Raw genomic sequence first — 17,438 nt, 5'->3', positions numbered from 1 at the left:
GCTGTTAAACGCAGCGCGCCGGCCTTTCTTTGCGTTGGTATCAAAAAGCCCGGTCGGTAACCGCGAAAGCTACCGACCGGGCAAATCGTAGGCAATATGGTTGCTGTCGAGCAGCTGCTCAGCTTAGCCCAGCAGGCTTAAGCCCACGGAGACAAACGCCAGGATAACGCCGACGATGGACTCGCCGCCGAGCAGGCCGCTGGCGACAACCAGGCCCTGCTCCTGGAAGGCGGCGTCCTTGGCAGCCCTCTCCTCGTCAGAAAGACCAGCGGTGGCGTCGCGGTGGGCGGACCACTTGTCGTAGGCGAGCTTGACGCAGGAGCCCAGGAATGCCGTGAGTGACATGTAGAACGGCAGGTACACGCCCAGGCCGATCATCATGGCCGGAATGCCGAGCCAGTACATGACGATGCCGGCGATAAAGCCGCCGGCAAACCATGGCACGCTCGGAATGCCCGAGACCATGGTGGCGACCACGCTTGCCTGTGCGGCCACGAAGCTCTTGTCGGGACCAAAGGCGTCCGGACCATAGGCGGTAACCAGCGCGACCATGACGGCTGCGGCGACCAGGGCGCCCGCGATGCCGCCGATGGCCTGGCCGATCCACTGCGCACGCGGGTTGGTGCCCAGCACGGCGCCGGCCTTAAAGTCGTTCATGACGTCGCCCGCAAGGCCGCACGCCACGGCCACGATGCCGGCGATAAAGAACAGCTTGACCTGAGCGATCTGAGCGAAGGCGGCCACGATGAGCATGACGATGAGGCCAAAGATTTCCATGGGGTCGATGCCCGTCTGGCCGCAGCTCTGTGCGCTCATGATGGTAGTGACAAAGGTGAACAGCGTCACGATGACGGCCGGGACGGGACCAAGGTCGAGCGCGATGGCGATGATCACGGCGATGGCGGCGGCGCCCAGGCCGATGATGCCGGCGTCGAGCTTAAGGGAGCCCGAGATGAGCGACTGCTCGTCGGTGTCGGTGGAGCTGTCGGCGGCGAGGCCGCGGACGATACCGGCGACCTGCGGCAGGATGTCCTTGAGGACGACGGCGACGCCAAAGCCCATCATGAGGCCCATGCCCAGGGACTTGACGATGCCCTGCGCGGTCACAACATCGAACAGACCGGCAGCGGTGCCGCCCACGATGATGCCAAAGTTGCCCAGCAGGGCGCCGGCAAACCAGAAGGCGACCGGGGCGAAGCCCACGAGGAAGCCGACGGAGAGCAGCATGGGCGAGTTGTAGATGCCAAAGGTCACGCCGGGGATGTTGAGCGTGCATAGCATGCTGGGCACCACGCCCAGGGCGTCGCGCAGCACGCTATAGATGCCGGCGATGGCCATGGAGCCAAAGAGCTGCTTGCCGGTCTTGCCGCCGGCCTCGGTCGCGCGCAAGGTCTGAGCTGCGGCGTTGCCGGTGGGGAACTCCAGCGCGGCGTCCACGATAAAGTGACGGTGGATGAGCGCGGTGGCCAGCAGGCCCAGGATGGTGCCGGCGAGCGCCACGATAAACATGTCGAGCCAGCTGATCTGGTCGGCATAGCCCAGCATCCAGGCGCCCGGGATGGTAAACGCCAGACCGCCGGCGACCATGGCGCCCGCGGACATGATGGTGTGGGTGACGTTTGCCTCGTTGAGGCTGGCGTTGCCCATGAGCTTAAGGAAGAACAGCGAGATGACGGCAGCGAAGACGATCGGCCAGGGGAGTGCGCCCATCTTGAGGGCGGTGTAGGCCGAGCTCGCCGTGATGATCACGCAGCCAAGGACGCCGATGACGACGCCGCGCAGCGTGAGTTGCCCGCGCATCGAAGCGCGGTTCAAGGGATTGCTCATATAAAACTCCTTTGCGTATATCCGCTTCCCCCGGGAGCGCCGCTACGGATACGGCGCGGGAAGTCGGGTTACCAAGGGCCGCCGCGTGAGCTCGCGCGCGACCGCGCACCAGTATAGCCGCAAGCTAGGCATTTTGGGATGACTGGTTTAGGTAGGCGATATACTGCTGGGCAGACGAAAGGAGCGCCGACGATGCTTAATGGGTGCGCATATATATTGACGGTCGACGTGGGCAACACGTTCATTCGCTTTGGCCTGTTTGCCGAGGATTCGGCCGCGGCACAGGAATGCCCGCTTGCGACGTGCGAGATCACGACGCCGTCGAGCATCACAGCCGACGAGGCGCGCATGAGGCTCACGCAGGTCATGGGCGCGCTGTCAGCCGATGCGGGCATGCCGGGCGCGCTCGTTCCCGCCGCGGCTGTGCTGAGCTGCGTGGTGCCGGCGCTCGAGCGCCCGTGGAAGGCGGCGCTTTCCCGCACCTGCACGGGGCGTGTGCTCACGGTGGGACCGGGTCTCAAGACCGGCATGCCTGTGCACTACGATGACCCGGCCGAGATCGGTCCCGACCGCATCGCCGACGCCGTGGCGGCCCGAGTCGTCTACGGCTCTCCGTGCATCGTGATCGACCTGGGCACCACGACCAATATCGAGGTCATCGATGCGCGCGGAACCTTTGTGGGCGGCGTTATCGCGCCAGGCCTGGCCCTCGGCGCCCGTTCGCTTTCGGCGGCAGCAGCGCGCCTACCCCAGGTTGAGCCCTCGGCGCCAACGCACGTCATCGGACGCAACACGCGTGAGGCCATGCGCTCGGGTGTGGTTTTGGGCGAGGTAGCCCGCATCGACGGAATGCTCGACATGGTGCTTGCCGAGATGCGCGCGACCAAGGCCGCGGGGGAGGGCGATGTGCCCATCGTCATTACCGGCGACGATGCCGAGGCACTTGCGGCGCTGGTCGGCCATAGCCTGACGGTAGACGACGCGCTGACGTTGCGGGGTCTCGCCGAGCTCTACCGCATCAACCAAAAGCCCCGCCGCGCGTAGGGCGAGGGGCTGGTGGGATAAGCGCCCCTACCTTTCACCTGCTACAATGGGCCAAACTATTGCGATTGCGGAGGTGTCTGCCATGTCGGACGATCTTCATCAAACCGCGTCGGGCAAGCGCCGCGACGTTATTAGCTGGGACGAGTTCTTTATGAGCGTGGCCATCGCCGCGCAGCGCCGCAGCAAGGACCCCAACACGCAGGTGGGAGCGTGCATCGCCAGCACCAACCACCGCATCCTTTCGGTGGGTTACAACGGCACGCCCTCGGCGCTCAACGACGACTTTTTCCCGTGGGGTACGAGCGATGACCCGCTGCAGGACAAGCACAACTACGTGGTCCATGCCGAGGCCAACGCCGTGCTCAACTACCGTGGCTCGCTCAAGGACCTCGAGGGTTCCACGGTTTACGTCACGCTGTTCCCGTGCCACGACTGCGCCAAGATCCTGGCGCAGGTGGGCGTGGGCGAGGTCGTCTACCTGGACAACAAGTATGCCGATACTGACGACGGCCGTATCAGCCGCCGCATTCTCGACTCCTGCGGCATCAGCTACCGCCAGGTCATCGTCGATGTCCAGATTGGTACCGGGGGACAGGCTCGGCAGTAGCGCGTGCCAACGCCAGCTGGCGGCAAAACAGCCAAAAGAGCCCCGTCCCAAATTGACTGCTCGTGAAAGTCGTGTCCGCACGCATGGCTGGCGCCTAAGCGGGTACATGGCTGTAGTAACATAGCCCCTGTCCGCGGGCGTGCCCGCGTTATTGTGAGAAAGGAGCCCCTGTGGCTGTTAACGAAGAGCTGCTTAAGAAGGTTCTTGAAGAGATTCGCCCCAACCTGCAGGCCGATGGCGGCGATATGGAGTACGTGGGCGTCGACGACGAGGGCGTTGTCAAGCTGGAGCTGCAGGGCGCCTGCGCCGGCTGCCCCATGAGCTCGCTAACCCTTTCCATGGGTATCGAGCGCATCCTGAAGGAGCATGTGCCCGGCGTTACCCGCGTTGAGCAGGTCAATGCTTCCGGCGAGGCCGAGGACCTGTACGACGAGTACGCGCCGTTCTAAGATGCGAAAGCTGCGGACGGTACGCTCCGCATAGACGTTACGCCCAAATATGCGGCTGCGAGCGTAAGGCCCGCGGCCGCATTTGTATGTAGGGAGCAGGGGGATCGATATGCTCAACGACCTCTACCATATGCTTGATCCCGTCGCGATCTCGGCGGGCCCCATCACCATCTACTGGTACGGCCTGGCCTACGTGGTCGGTGCTCTGCTCACGGCGGTCGTTATGTACCGCACGCAGCGTCGTTGGGGCTTCAACATTACGATTGATGACCTGACGAGCGTCGTGGTCGGCGCGGTCTTTGGCCTCATCATCGGCGCGCGCCTGTTTTACGTCGTCTTTTACGGCGATGGCTACTATTGGACCCACCCGTTCGAAATCTTTGCCACCAACGAGGGCGGCATGAGCTTCCACGGCGGCCTGGTGGGCGGCATCTTGGGCGGCATCATCGTGTGCCGCATGTACAAGCTCGACGCCTGGACCATCGCCGACCTTGCTGTGATCGGTGCTCCGCTGGCGCTGTGCCTGGGACGCTGCGCCAACTTCGTCAACGGTGAGCTGTGGGGTAAGCCGACCGATCTGCCCTGGGGTGTGGTCTTTGGCGGCACCGCGGGCGATATGCCGCGCCATCCCTCCCAGCTCTACGAGGCGTTTCTAGAGGGCATTGTGCTCTTTTGCATCCTGCAGGTGCTCAGTCGCAAAAAACCGCTGCTGCCCCAGGGTACGTTTATGGGCGTCTTTGTGATGGGCTACGGCATCGTTCGCTTTTTGATTGAGTTTGTGCGCGTGCCCGATGCGCAGCTGGGCTATCTGCTGGGCGGCGTCATCACCATGGGTCAGCTGCTGAGCCTGCCGCTCGTAATCGCGGGCCTGGCGCTCATCATCTTCGCCCGACACCGCAATCGCCCCCAGCGCATCTACCTCGACGTCTAACCACCACAAAGGGGACAGGCACCTTTGTGGTGGTCTGCTGGGCAACGACGACAGAACCGTAACGTTTTCCCAGATAAAACCTGCTAAAATAAACCTGTCCCTTTTTGGCAGGTTTCTAGAAAGGCTCTTTGGACTGTGAAGGATTCCGACCTCTCCACAACGGCTGCGCGCGACGCTGCCCGCATCGTCTGGTTTAAGCGCTACCCCGCCAAGCAGACGCTCATCGCATTTCTGCTCGCGCTGTTGGCGACCACGGCGTTTTCCATCGATCCCGCGCCGGTCTCGAGCAACGCAGTCTTGGCGATTGACCCCAAAGCCTCGGGCATGCTGTACGTGTGCTACGAGGTGCTCCTCTCGTTTGCCGGCCATACCGACGCGGTCATGCTGCTTGCGCTTGCCTGCCTGCTCACTCTGCCGTTTCGCTACGTATTCTTTGGCCGCGGCGATGCTTGGCGTCCTTCGGTGATCCTTCCGTCGCTGTTCTTTGCCGTCTGCATGGTGTTTGGCCGCAGCTACGACCTCACCGATTCTGCCGAGATCGTACTCGGCGACAAGGCTCGCATCATCTGCGCCTGGATAGGCGGTGCGGGCTGGATGCTCTTGGCGGTCGTTGCCTTCTACCTGGCTTTTGAGTGTCTAGATTGGCTGAGCTCTCGGCGCATTCCGTTTTCCGAAGCGCACTTTGGCCGTGTATGGCGTGTGGCTCACGCCGTACTCTCGGTCCATCCCTTTGCCGGGCCCTTCCTGGTGCTTATGGTCGCCTGGGCGCCCATGCTCATCGCTTCGCTGCCCGGCCTTTTTATGGGAGATACGGGTGCGCAGATTCGCCAGTGGTTCAACTACCCCAACGGCACGAGTGACTACCTGCGTCTGCTCAATCCCAATGTGTTGCTCAACGGACATCACCCCGTGGTGCACACGGCTATCATCGGTTCGTGCGTCCAGCTGGGGCTTTCACTGTTCAACAGTGCCAACGCAGGTCTTGCCATCTACACCTGCGCTCAGTTCGTCATTACGGCCGCCTGCATGGCCTATTCCATCTCGTCGCTGCGCAAGCTGGGCGTGAGCTTGCCGATCCGCGGCGTGATCTTGCTGTTCTTTGTGTTTATGCCCATGTTCTCCAACTACGCGGCCCTGCTTACCAAAGATGTGCTGTTTGCCGACGCGTTTTTGGTGCTGTTGGTGCAGACCGTGAAGCTCGTGGCCTGCGGCCTGCCCCGTCGCGATGCCAATGCCGAGCGTGCGGGCGAACAGAGGCCCGTACTCTTTGCGCGCCATGACTGGCTGCTGCTCGCTCTGGGTGCCATGGGTTCCACGTTTCTGCGCAACGGCGGCCTGGTGTTTCCCCTGGCGGCATGCGTAATCGCGGCGGCGTTTTGCGCATGGGACGCGCATGTGGCTCGTCGTGCAGTCAAGCAGGCCGGTGCTGCGCCTTCGGGCGCCATCTCACGTTTCCGCTGGGTGGGAGTTCTTGCGGTGCTTGGACTCTGCCTTGCCTCTAATATGTACTTCACCAAGGTCTTTATGCCGGCGCACGACATTACGCCTGGTTCCAAGCGCGAAATCCTCTCGATTCCGTTCCAGCAGACGGCTCGTTTCGTCCAAAAGCACGACGGCCTCAACTCGGGTGTCAACCCTACGGTTAAGGAGGACGGTACTATCGTGGAGGCTCCTTGCGACGGCTTGGTGACCGACGAAGAGCGTGCCGTGATCGACCGTGTGCTCAAGTACGACAATCTGGGCCGCCGCTACAACCCGGATAAGTCGGACGCCGTCAAAAATTGCTTTAACGAGTACGCCTCGCAGGAGGACATCAAGGCCTATTTTGAGGTCTGGGCGCAGATGTTCAAAAAGGATCCCGAGTGCTACATCTCGGCGCTCATCAATAACTACTACGGCTACTTTTATCCGAGTGCCCGCGATGCGTGGGTCTACAGCACGGCGCGCAGTGCCGAGATTATGGCGAAGCCCGATAACCTCAAGTACTTTGACTTCCATCCGGTCGATAGCAAGGTTGTGCGCTGGTGCGACCACCTGATCAACCTGTATCGCGTGGCGGTGCAGCGCATTCCGTTTATCTCGCTCACCATGAGCTCGGCCACCTATGTGTGGATTATGATCGCCGTGGTGGTCTATCTGCTACGTCGTCATTCATGGCGCGGTCTGGCCATTTGGTTGCCGCTGCTGGGCGTGCTTGCCGTGTGCCTGATCGGTCCCTGCAACGGTTCGACCTATATGCGCTACCTGTATCCGGTTATCGCCTGCATGCCCTTTGCCATCGGCGCCACCATCACTCGCAGCGACCTCCTCTGGTCCTAATTTGGTGCAAAGGGGACAGGTTACTTTGCACCAAAGGGTGGCATCATCACGACGCCTTCATTTTGGGGTTTATCTCGCAGGCCAGTAGGTATATCATAACGACGTTTGTTTATATTGCCCGAGCATCTGCGCTGGGCTTTAGGTCGAAACCGATAGGAGACACGTATGTCCGGACACTCTAAGTGGGCCACAACCAAGCATCGTAAGGGCGCGCAGGACGCCAAGCGTTCCGCCCTCTTCTCCAAGCTGAGCCGCAACATCACCGTTGCTGCCCGTCTCGGCGGTGACCCGCTGCCCGAGAACAACGCCAGCCTCGCCGCTGCCGTTGCTAAGGCCAAGGCTCAGTCCATGCCCAAGGACAAGATCAAGTCCGCTATCGACAAGGCCTTTGGTTCGGGTGCCGATGCCGCCGTCTACGAGAACATCGTGTACGAGGGCTATGGTCCCGCCGGTGTCGCCGTCTATGTTGACTGCCTGACCGACAACCGCAACCGTACTGCCGCCGATGTCCGTTCCGCCTTCTCCCACGCTGGTGGCAACCTGGGCACCTCCGGCTCCGTCGCCTTCCAGTTTGAGCGCAAGGGCCAGATCGTCGTCGCCAAGGAGATCCTGGACGAGAACGCCAAGAAGGAGACCATGATCGCCAACGGTGCTGCCGGTGACGAGGATGAGTTCATGATGGCAATCGCCGAGGCCGGTGGCGAGGACTACGAGGACGCCGGCGAGGAGTGGATCGTCTGGACCGCCGCTAACGAGGTCATGGCTGTCTCCAAGGCGCTCGAGGAGCAGGGCGTCCAGGTCAAGGGCTCCGAGACCACCATGGTCCCGACCACCCCGACCGAGGTTTCCGGTGCCGACGCCAAGAAGGTTCAGCGCCTCATCGACCGTCTCGAGGAGCTCGACGACGTCCAGGACGTCTACAGCACCATGGACATGACCGACGAGGTCATCGCTGCCCTCGAGGAGGAGTAGCGCCTGCACGGGTTAAGCCGTGCATATCTGGGCATAATGAAGCGAGCATGCAAGCCTCGTGGAATAGATGAGCCGGATCCGCGTGCGTATGGCACCGGACCCGGCTCTTTTATAATGATGCGAATCGTTTTGCATTCTGTGGATCGAGATTTGAAGGGAGCGCCGCATGCGCGTGCTCAAACGAGCCCTAGCGATCGTATATCTTGCCGCCGCCGTCGTGGCGCTGGGCACGTTGGTCTGCCAGTTTTGGGGGCCATATACCTACCGCTTTATGCTGCTGATGCGTGACCCTATGCCGCGCATTGTCGTTACGGTGTGCGCCGGTGTCGTGGCGCTCGGCGTGCTGGCGGTCTTCTTCCGCCTGATGTTTGCTCGCCGCGAGCCGTCCTGCGTGCATCCGGCAGGGGAGCGCAATATCGAGGTCACGCTCGCGGCTCTCTCCTCGTGTGCCCGCGCTGCTGCCGAACGCGATGACCGCGTGATGGTCGAGCATATCGAGGCGCGTGTTCAGGGTTCCGACGAATCGCACGTTCGTTTTAAGGTCGAAGCCATCGCGCTCGATGATAAAGACGTTGCTTCCCTTGCCACTGCGATGCAGCAGCGTATCGAGCGGGCCTGCGACACCATGCTCGGTACGCCGGGCACGACTGCGCGCGTTCGCTTTTTGCCGTCCAAGACTACCGTCCAGACCGTGGAGGTTTCCGGTGAGTGATACCAACCAAGACAAGACCGCCCGCACGCCGCGCCTGACGATCGATCAGAACGCTATGCCGGCAGGCGAGTCCGCCGACACCAAGCCCGAGGCCGGCGAGCAGCACGACAGCGCCGCCAACGACTTTGACGAGGCCATGGGTCTCATCAAAGGTACGGGCGCCGCTATCTGGAGCTACGCCGTGCGCCACCCCAACACTACGCTCGGCGCCGTGGCAGGCTTTATCCTCGCCGTGCTGGTACTTACGTTGGGCCTGTGGGACACGCTTGTCATCGCATTCTTTGTGCTGATCGGCGCCGTGATCGGCCAGATTCGCGACGGCGAGAACGGTATCGTTAACTTCTTCGGCCGTCTGTTTAGCGGCCGCTAATATGTATTCGACTGTCGCATCCGTGGCAGGCATAAGGAGGAACCATGGCTTTTAACACGAAGGTCGATGTGGCCGATACCGAGCTCGAGACGAACGAGGCCGTCGCCGCCGAGGCGGAGGACGTAACGCTCGAGGACGAGGCGCTCGTCGAGGCAGAGTCCGAAGACGAGGCGGACGAGGATGACGAGGAGGCGGACGAGTCCGAGGACTCGCTGACCTATTCCAACGGCGTGATTGAGAAGATCGTCGCCATGGCCACCCGCGAGGTGCCGCACGTTCTGGGCATGAAGGGCAACCTCATGCACTTTGTGCAGGAGCAGTTTGGTGCCGAGAACCTGACCAAGGGCGTGACGGTCGAGGTCACCGACGACAACCGCGTGGTCGTCAACATCTCGGTCATCATCGAGTACGGCGCCTATGCGCCTGCGATCTTTGACGACGTTAAGGCGCGCGTCACCGAGCGTCTTGCCGCGATGACCGGCCTTGAGGTGGCAGGCGTCAACCTGCGCATCGAGGATGTCATCACCCCCGAGGAGTACGAGCACCGTACCAGCCAGCACGAGTAACCTACCAAAAAGGGATGTTTATTTTGGCAGGTTTTATCTGCGAAAACGTTAAACGGCCGACCGCGCAAGCAAAAGCGTGGCCGGCCGTTTTTGTACGCACCCGATGTAGTCATACCGCTCGTCTAACTAAGGGTTGCAATCCCCACGTTCCGCGTTACCCTAATGGGCGCATTGTTTCCAAATTGTTAACGAGGGGTTGCCGTAATGGCCGACGAACACGAGACCGAAAGCAAGGCATGGGCGATTGAGGCCGCTGCGGCAGAGGCGGCGTCGCGTGCTGCCGAGGAGGTGCATCGTCCTCCGGTGGTGCCGATGGAGCGCGTGGTCGATCGCGATGTTATTGAGCAAGGCGAGCGCGCCGGCCGCAGGCGCAGCCAGGAGCCAGGCTTTCCGCGCTTTTTTGCCGAGCTCAATCTGGGCCTGATCCTCACGGCGTTCGCCATCGTGGCCTTTAAAACCCCCAATCACTTTGCCTTCGGCGGTACCTCGGGTGTGTCGGTCATTCTTTCTACGCTGTTCCCGACTCTGCCCGTCGGCGTCTTTATGTGGATTATCAACGCGGTCCTGGTCGTTCTGGGCTTTATCTTTTTGGAGCGCAAGGCGATTCTGTGGAGCGTCTTCGCTTCGTTTGCGCTTTCGGCCTATGTCTCGCTGTTTGAGCTCTTCATTCCGACCGATGTCTCTCTGACGGGTGATATGTGGCTCGACCTGTGCTTTGCCGTCATCTTGCCGGCGCTCGGCAGCGCTATTGTCTTTGACATCGGCGCCTCGACGGGTGGTACGGACATTCTTGCCATGATCCTCAAACGCCGCACCACGCTCGAGATTGGCCGCGCACTGCTGTTGGTCGATATCGGCATCGTGACCATCGCGGCTTTTCTGTATGGCCCGCGCGTCGGCCTGTACTGCGTGCTTGGCCTGTTTGCCAAGACGCTCGTGGTCGACAAGGCCATCGAGAGCATTCACCTGCGCAAGGTCTGCACGATTATTTGCGCCGAACCGCGCAAAGTCGAGGAGTTTATCGTCAAGCATCTCAACCGCACGGCAACGATCAGCCGCGGCTACGGCGCCTTCTCGGGCAAGTGCGTCACGGTGATCATGAGCGTGCTGAGCCGTCGCGAGGCAGTGCAACTGCGCCGCTATACCCGCGAGATTGACCCTGGCGCCTTCATCACCATCGTCGATAGCTCCGAAATCGTCGGCAAGGGCTTCCGCGGCACGAACTAGCGCGGACGCACCCTTCGAATCATTGAATAAGGCCACCTACGTTGCAAATCGGCCATCTTGGGGTATTTGTCCCCACATTGGGCGATAATGATGCTAAAGACATCGTTTGCGATCCAGGTGATTCGCTCTAGATACGAAGGGATGATTTCGATGTTCTGTTCGCAGTGTGGCGCCCCCATGGGCGATAACGACAAGTTCTGCGGCGTGTGCGGTGCTCCTAATACCGAGGTCAAGGCCGCCGGCCCCGCTTCGCAAGCTCAACCCCAACCCCAACCGCAGGGTCAGCCGTTTGTCCAACCGCAGCCCCAGCCGTTCGTTGCGCCCCAGCCGGCTATGAACGCGCCCAAGGGCTGCATGGCGCAGGCCTTCAACGATATGCTTAAGGTTCCCGGCGCCCTGGTTCGCGTATGTCAGATTGCCTTTTTGCCGGCGCTGATCTGCGTCGTGTCGGTGCTGGTGCTGTTTATCCCCGTTATCGGTGGCATCGCGGCGGCCATTGGCTTTTTGCTCGCTTACGTGGCAAGCGTGTGCGGCGCGGGCTTTGCTATCGAGTGGGGCCGCGACCTGTCGCTCAAGGACGATAACGGTATGGAGCGCCCGCTGCTGCGCTCGACCTCGTTTGGCCTGGGCATTTTCTCGTCTGTCATTACAGGCGTGCTCGAGTTCGTGGCCATTATTCCCGTGATTGGTGTGGTGTTCTCGGTGCTTGAGAGCGCCGTAATCGGTGCTGTCGGTTCATATTATTTCTATGGTTCGAGCGGTCTAGAGGGTGCCCTCATCGGTTCGATGGGACTGCTTGTCTTTGCCCTGTTCGTCTCGTTTGTGCTGGGCATTTTCTTTAAGATGTTTGGTGATGCCGCTGTGATGCACTTTGCAGTTGCCGGCCGCGTGGAAAGCGCGTTTTCGCTCGAGAAGGTCTGGAAGTCTTATAAGGCCAACCTGGGCAAGCTGTTCTGTGCCTCGATTCTTCCCGAGTTTTTGACGGGCATTGTTTCCAATATCATCACCTGGATTTTCACCGCCATCTTTGGCGCCATTGCTACGTTTGGTATGTATAGCTATTACTATCGCCCCACGGGTCTTGAGGCAATCATTGAGGGTGGCGGCATTACGCTCATCCTGTTCTTGATGATCGTCGCCTTTGTTACCGTGTTCCTGAATGTGTTTGGCACGATGCTCAAGTATCGCGCCATTGGTTACTGGGCAGCGCGCCATGCCAGCGAGTGGGCCGATGAGGATACCGACGATGTCCTGACGTTTGTGCTCCCGGGTGAGAAGAAGCCTGCTCCTGCGGGGTTCAATCCCACGGCCGCCACTGGAGCTGCACCTGCCCCGGCACCCGCACCTGCACCCGCGCCTGCCCCGGCACCCGCGCCTGCCCCGGCACCCGCGCCTGCCCCGGCACCCGCGCCTGCACCTGTCCCTGCACCCGCACCGGCGCCCGAGGCGACGCCTGCGGGACCCGATTGGAATGCCGTTGCCACGCCGGCGGATGAGCCGGGCGATAGTCCTGCTGCCGAAAACAATCAAACCGAATAGTCGGTCGAGGCGCCCTGGGCAACTGAGCCCGGGGTGCCTTTTTCTACCGCGGAAGCAAGAAAATACCTGGGAAAATGGTTGCAGAAAAAAATCTCGGAAATTGGTCAATGTTGCGCAACAACGTCGCGGCTATTGTTGAGAACATAGACGTGTAAGGTTTGAAGGCGTGCGACGCCTTAGGAAAAGGAGAAGCTTATGTTCTGTCCCACTTGTGGTTCTCCCATTTCGGATGATGCCAAATTCTGCCCTGTTTGCGGTTCTGCCATCGGTGCCGCCCCCGCCGCTCCTGCTCCGCAGCCCGCACCTCAGCCCCAGCCTGCTCCGCAACCCACGCAGATTCAGCCCACTCCGGTTCAGGCAGTTCAGCCCCAGCCTCAGCAGCAGTACACCGGGCAGCAGCAGTACGCCGGCCAGCAGCAGTATGCTCAGCAGCCTGCGCCTGCCCCGATGGGCTATGCTCCGATTAAGACCGACCGTGGCGTGATCGGTTGGCTCCTGCTTTCCATCGTGACCTGCGGCATCTATTCGTATTACTTCCTCTATTGCCTTGCCCGCGACATCAATGTCATGTGCCAGGATGACGGCGATTCCACGCCGGGTCTGGCAGCATTCATCTTGCTGTCGTTCGTGACCTGCGGCTTCTACGGACTCTACTGGTACTACAAGATTGGTAACCGCCTGCAGGCTAATGCCCCTCGCTATGGCCTGATGTTCCAGGAGAACGGCACCACCGTTCTTATGTGGCAGATTGTCGGCGCGCTGCTGTGCGGCCTTGGCCCCATCTTTGCCATGAACATCATCATTAAGAACACCAATGCCATGGCAACGGCTTACAACGCCCGTCTTGGCGCTCGTGCCTAACGACAAGAGCGGCGTGAACAGCTCTCAGGGACATAAGGGCGCGGCGGAGCTCATTCGCCGCGCCCTTTCTTGCATCGGCGCGCTCTTTGTCGCCTGGCTCGCACTTTACCTGCTCGATATCGGCTGCGTGTTTCGCCTGATGACGGGCATTCCCTGTCCGGGATGTGGCATGACGAGGGCCTGGCTGGCAGCGCTGCGCCTCGATTTTTCGGCGGCCTTTGCCTACCATCCGCTGTTTTGGGTGGTGCCGATTGCGTTTGCGCTCGCGTTCGTGCGCGAGGAGGTGGCATCGAGCAAGCTAAGGCGTGGCATTGACATTGCGGTTATTGTTCTGTGTGTGCTGGTCGTTGCCGTATGGATCGTGCGTCTTATCAACCCGGCAGACGCGGGCCTGCTCTTTGGTGGGCACGCTCCCGCCGGAGTTCCCACCGATATCATCCACCTCGAAACCCCACGCTGGCTCACCATCCTTCGCTCTTACCTGTCGTGACGGAGGACGCGCTAGAAAAGCGGTCGACACATAAGCGGGGGCGAACGTTGAGATAACGTTCGCCCCCGCTTTGCTCTAGCCAGGTTGTTATGGGTGGGCGTGACGGCTACTCGTCGCGCTTCTCCTCGTGGCGAGCGGCAGCCCGCGCATCGTGGATGCCCTTGATGGCAGCATGGCGGGCGGTGCGGGCGTCGTGCATGGCGTCGCGGGCCTCGGCGGCCGTTGCCTTGGCAGAGCGCAGCTTGGCGGCCAGGTCGGGATTGGTCTCGGCAACCGCGGCGATCGTGGGGCCGTCGAGCTCTTCTTGTGTGGGCTCGGCCAAAAAGTCGATGGCATACTGGGCGGCTACCATGGAGCCCTTGGCGAGCACACTCTCGTCGATCTTGTAGAAGCAGGAGTGCTGGGCATAGGTGGCGCCGATCTGGGGGTTGCGCGTGCCAACAAAGGCGAGCACGCCCGGCACACGGCGCAGGTACTCCGAGAAATCCTCGCCCGAAAGCGTGCCGCGGTAATGGCCCTCGCCTGCGGGGCCCAGGCACTTGAGCACAGCTTGGCGGCAGCGCTCGCTCGAGGCGGCATCGTTTTCGACCTTGTAGTTGGCGATAGTGTAGTCGGTGAGTTCGGCCTCGGCGCCTAGTGCTGCTGCGGTGTGCTCCACGATGCGGCGCATAAGCTCGGGCATCTCCTCATGCGTCTTGTCGCCATAGGTGCGCACTGTGCCAGCGAGGTACGCCGTGCCGGCGATAACGTTGCGCGCGGTGCCGCCGTGCAGTTCGCCGACGGTGATGACGGCGGGTTCGTAGGGGCTAATCTCGCGCGAGACGATGGTCTGCAGGGCGTTGACGATCTCTGCCGCCACCATAACGGCGTCGTGGCCGCGCTGGGGCATGGCACCGTGGCACGAGGTGCCGCGAACGTCGATGCGGAACCAGTCGGTATTGGCCATGCGCGGGCCGGGCTCGCAGCTCACGGTGCCGGCGTCGACCTCGCTCCAGATGTGCGCGGCATAGGCACCGTCGACACCATCGAGTACGCCCGTGCCGATCATGAGCTTGGCGCCCTGGCCGTTTTCCTCGCTGGGCTGGAATACGATACGAATCTCGCCGTGGATGTCATCGGTCATGTGGCGCAGAATCTGCAACGTGCCGAGCATCATGGCGATATGGCAGTCGTGGCCGCAGGCATGCATGCAGCCCTCGTTGACGCTGGCGAACTCCTCGCCGGTCTGCTCGGTGACGGGCAGGGCGTCGATATCGGCGCGCAGCAGGATGCGGCGGCGCGGCGTGCCGTCCTCGCGGTAGGCATCCGGCGCGGTACCGCGAAGCGTTGCCACCAAGCCGGTCTTGAGCGGACGCTCGTAGGGGATATTCATGGCGTCGAGCTGGTTAGCGATGTCGGAGGTCGTGCGCTCCTCGGCAAGGCTCAGCTCCGGGTGCTTATGGAAGTGCCGGCGCTGCTTGATGATATAGGGCTCAAACTCGGCGGCGATATCTTGGATGGCCGCGGTGACGTCGTCTGCCGCGCGAACCTCGATTGCTGCCATAATCTGCTGTGCCTTGGTTTTCGTCATGGTCGATTTGCTCCTTGCTGGGTTGATCGCAAAATCGTACAGGCTCTCTCCAGTATGCCACCTGCCGCTAGGGCTGGTAAAGTTGCCGTTTGCCGCTTGGAGTTTTGTTGCAAGGGCGGGGGAGTACACTCGGGGGTGTTGAATTTCCTGCCAGAGATGGGGATGCCCATGCAACATATCGATCGGATTATCCGCTCCAAGAACGTTTTTACCGCGCAAGACGGTATCGATACCGCCCGCGAGCTGGCGATTGCCATTGCGGGCGATCGCATCGTCGCAGTCGGTGCGCCCGATGACGTGATTGACGCCGCACCTGCCGCCACGCCGGTGGTCGATTACGGCGAGCAGTTTGTCTGCCCCGGTTTCCACGATGCGCACCTGCATTTCTTCCATACCTCGGTTGGCTCCTCACCGTATATGCTCATGGATATGGGCACGTCCGAGGCGGCGCTGGTGCAGGACGCGCTCAAGTTTTCCCAGGACCTGCCCGACGACGCCTGGGTCGTGACGCAGGGCTGGCGCGATTACCGCTGGGATCCGCCCGAGCACCCTACCAAGGCCTCCCTCGATGCGGCATTTCCTGATCGTCCCTGCGTTATGTACTCGGGCGACGGGCACACGCTGTGGCTCAACAGCCGCGCGCTCGAAGCACTCGGCGTGACGCGCGACAGCGAGCCGCCGGCGGGTGGCAGCTACGACAAGGATGCAAATGGCGAGCTCACGGGTATCGCTCACGAGGCTGCGGCCATGCAGCTGCTGCCGCGCTGTCTTGAGTGGCTGGGCGAGGATCGCATCGCGAGCGCGTATGCCGACCAAATGAAACGCATGGCCGAGCAGGGCATTACCTCGATTTGCGACATGTCGCTCATGCCCATGCCGGGCTGTGACTTTATCCGCGACGACGTCTACGACAAGCTTCAGGCGATTGGCAAGCTGGGCATTCGCGCCCACCTGTTCCCCACGCTGTTGGATGACCAATCGCGCTTGGAAGAACTTCAGACCCGCTACGCAAACAATGCGTTGCTCTCGGCGCCGGGCTTTAAGCAGTTCTTCGATGGCGTGTCGAGCGAGCACACCGCATACCTCACCGATCCCTATACCAACCCGCGCTTCCCGGGCGACCAGGGCCGTCTGACGGTTCCCGTCGAGCGCATGCGCAAGCTGGTCCTGGCGGCAGCCGAGCGCGGCCACACCGTGCGCATCCACGTTATCGGCGACGGCGCCATCCATGCCGCACTCGATATCTTTGAGGAGGCGGCAGAGCTCTACGGTTTGCCCCCGCACGGCCATAATACGCTTGAGCATTTGGAGAATCTGCTGCCCGAGGACATCGATCGTCTGCGCAAGCTCAACGTCATTGCCTCGAGCCAGCCCTGCCATATCACGCTCGACCCGGGTGGCCCGGAGCGCGACCTGGGCCTGGAACGCAGCCGCATCATGTGGCCGTTCGCAACTTATCAGCAGCGCGGTATCCGTCAAGCTTTCGGTACCGACAGCCCCATCACGGCCGTTACCAGCTTGAACGTGCTCTACACGGCTATCACGCGCCAAGATCCCCGCAGCCACTGGCCCGAGGGCGGCTGGCTGCCGAGCGAGCGTATCGACGCGGCAACGGCCCTGCGCAACTACACGCTTGGCAGCGCGTACGCAGCGGGCGACGAGCAAAACCTCGGCAGCCTAGAGCCCGGCAAATACGCCGACCTGGTAGTCCTGGACCAAAACCTGCTCACCATCGACCCCCAAGAACTCCAAGCCACCAAAGTCCAAGCCACCTACCTGGCAGGTAACTTAATCTACGAGCGCTAGCCCCATACCCCACCCACAAGGGGCGCGTTTCAGCAACGTGCCCCTTTCTTGTTCGCACCATCCGCATCGCCATTTTGCTGTACTGACTTTTCTGAATGCCGGGCCCGAATTAGTTAACCTGGCTCCCGTGTGGCTCCGGAGGGGCGGG

At 61.6% G+C, this 17,438-nt stretch carries 16 protein-coding genes; 14 read left to right on the top strand and 2 right to left on the bottom strand.

Going from position 1 to position 17,438, the window contains the following annotated elements:
* Positions 1-123: 123 nt before the first annotated feature.
* Positions 124-1,827, bottom strand: coding sequence for an OPT/YSL family transporter (locus DW850_RS00080; RefSeq protein ID WP_117785889.1), 1,704 nt, complete (start codon positions 1,825-1,827; stop codon positions 124-126).
* A gap of 192 nt (positions 1,828-2,019) precedes the next feature.
* Between DW850_RS00080 and DW850_RS00075 the strand changes: the two genes are divergently transcribed.
* The 13 genes from DW850_RS00075 (at position 2,020) to DW850_RS00015 (ending at position 13,914) form a co-directional block, all read left to right on the top strand.
* Positions 2,020-2,871 (top strand): type III pantothenate kinase, encoded by an 852-nt coding sequence (locus DW850_RS00075; protein WP_117785888.1) that lies wholly within the window; start codon positions 2,020-2,022, stop codon positions 2,869-2,871.
* A gap of 82 nt (positions 2,872-2,953) precedes the next feature.
* Positions 2,954-3,478, top strand: a complete 525-nt coding sequence (locus tag DW850_RS00070) for a dCMP deaminase family protein (RefSeq protein WP_117584124.1) — start codon at positions 2,954-2,956, stop codon at positions 3,476-3,478.
* 170 nt (positions 3,479-3,648) lie between these two features.
* Positions 3,649-3,927, top strand: coding sequence for a NifU family protein (locus tag DW850_RS00065; RefSeq protein ID WP_035137589.1), 279 nt, complete (start codon positions 3,649-3,651; stop codon positions 3,925-3,927).
* A gap of 109 nt (positions 3,928-4,036) precedes the next feature.
* Positions 4,037-4,858, top strand: coding sequence for a prolipoprotein diacylglyceryl transferase (gene lgt / locus DW850_RS00060; protein ID WP_117785887.1), 822 nt, complete (start codon positions 4,037-4,039; stop codon positions 4,856-4,858).
* Between the two features lie 135 nt (positions 4,859-4,993).
* Positions 4,994-7,177, top strand: coding sequence for a DUF6020 family protein (locus DW850_RS00055; protein WP_233540571.1), 2,184 nt, complete (start codon positions 4,994-4,996; stop codon positions 7,175-7,177).
* 165 nt (positions 7,178-7,342) lie between these two features.
* Positions 7,343-8,149: a YebC/PmpR family DNA-binding transcriptional regulator gene (locus DW850_RS00050; protein WP_117584122.1), complete on the top strand. Its 807-nt coding sequence runs from the start codon at positions 7,343-7,345 to the stop codon at positions 8,147-8,149.
* A gap of 166 nt (positions 8,150-8,315) precedes the next feature.
* The gene (locus DW850_RS00045; RefSeq protein WP_117785886.1) at positions 8,316-8,861 is read left to right on the top strand and encodes a hypothetical protein; all 546 of its coding nucleotides are present in this window, start codon (positions 8,316-8,318) and stop codon (positions 8,859-8,861) included.
* A complete protein-coding gene (locus DW850_RS00040; RefSeq protein ID WP_233502694.1) occupies positions 8,854-9,231 on the top strand; it encodes a DUF2273 domain-containing protein in 378 nt (125 codons plus the stop codon). Before DW850_RS00045 ends, DW850_RS00040 begins: the two co-directional genes overlap by 8 nt.
* Positions 9,232-9,275: 44 nt before the next feature.
* Positions 9,276-9,797, top strand: a complete 522-nt coding sequence (locus DW850_RS00035; protein ID WP_117785885.1) for an Asp23/Gls24 family envelope stress response protein — start codon at positions 9,276-9,278, stop codon at positions 9,795-9,797.
* Between the two features lie 204 nt (positions 9,798-10,001).
* Entirely contained in the window at positions 10,002-11,024 is a 1,023-nt protein-coding gene (locus DW850_RS00030) for a YitT family protein (RefSeq protein WP_117778596.1), read from the top strand.
* 150 nt (positions 11,025-11,174) lie between these two features.
* Positions 11,175-12,563, top strand: a complete 1,389-nt coding sequence (locus tag DW850_RS00025; RefSeq protein WP_158565195.1) for a zinc-ribbon domain-containing protein — start codon at positions 11,175-11,177, stop codon at positions 12,561-12,563.
* A gap of 195 nt (positions 12,564-12,758) precedes the next feature.
* On the top strand, positions 12,759-13,424 hold the full coding sequence (locus tag DW850_RS00020) for a DUF4234 domain-containing protein (RefSeq protein ID WP_117785883.1): 666 nt from the start codon (positions 12,759-12,761) through the stop codon (positions 13,422-13,424).
* Between the two features lie 13 nt (positions 13,425-13,437).
* Positions 13,438-13,914 (top strand): DUF2752 domain-containing protein, encoded by a 477-nt coding sequence (locus DW850_RS00015; RefSeq protein ID WP_199575434.1) that lies wholly within the window; start codon positions 13,438-13,440, stop codon positions 13,912-13,914.
* A 106-nt stretch (positions 13,915-14,020) separates the two neighbouring features.
* Here the strand turns inward: DW850_RS00015 and DW850_RS00010 are convergent, their stop codons facing one another.
* Entirely contained in the window at positions 14,021-15,484 is a 1,464-nt protein-coding gene (locus tag DW850_RS00010; protein WP_117785881.1) for a M20 family metallopeptidase, read from the bottom strand.
* Between the two features lie 168 nt (positions 15,485-15,652).
* Here DW850_RS00010 and DW850_RS00005 point away from each other — a divergent pair, with 168 nt between their 5' ends.
* The gene (locus DW850_RS00005) at positions 15,653-17,290 is read left to right on the top strand and encodes an amidohydrolase (protein WP_233540570.1); all 1,638 of its coding nucleotides are present in this window, start codon (positions 15,653-15,655) and stop codon (positions 17,288-17,290) included.
* Positions 17,291-17,438: the final 148 nt, after the last annotated feature.

The sequence above is a fragment of the Collinsella sp. AM36-4AA genome (assembly GCF_003467795.1).
Lineage (GTDB): Bacteria > Actinomycetota > Coriobacteriia > Coriobacteriales > Coriobacteriaceae > Collinsella.
The sequence above is the reverse complement of the archived record's forward strand: the minus strand, read 5'-3'. Positions and strand labels throughout refer to the sequence as shown.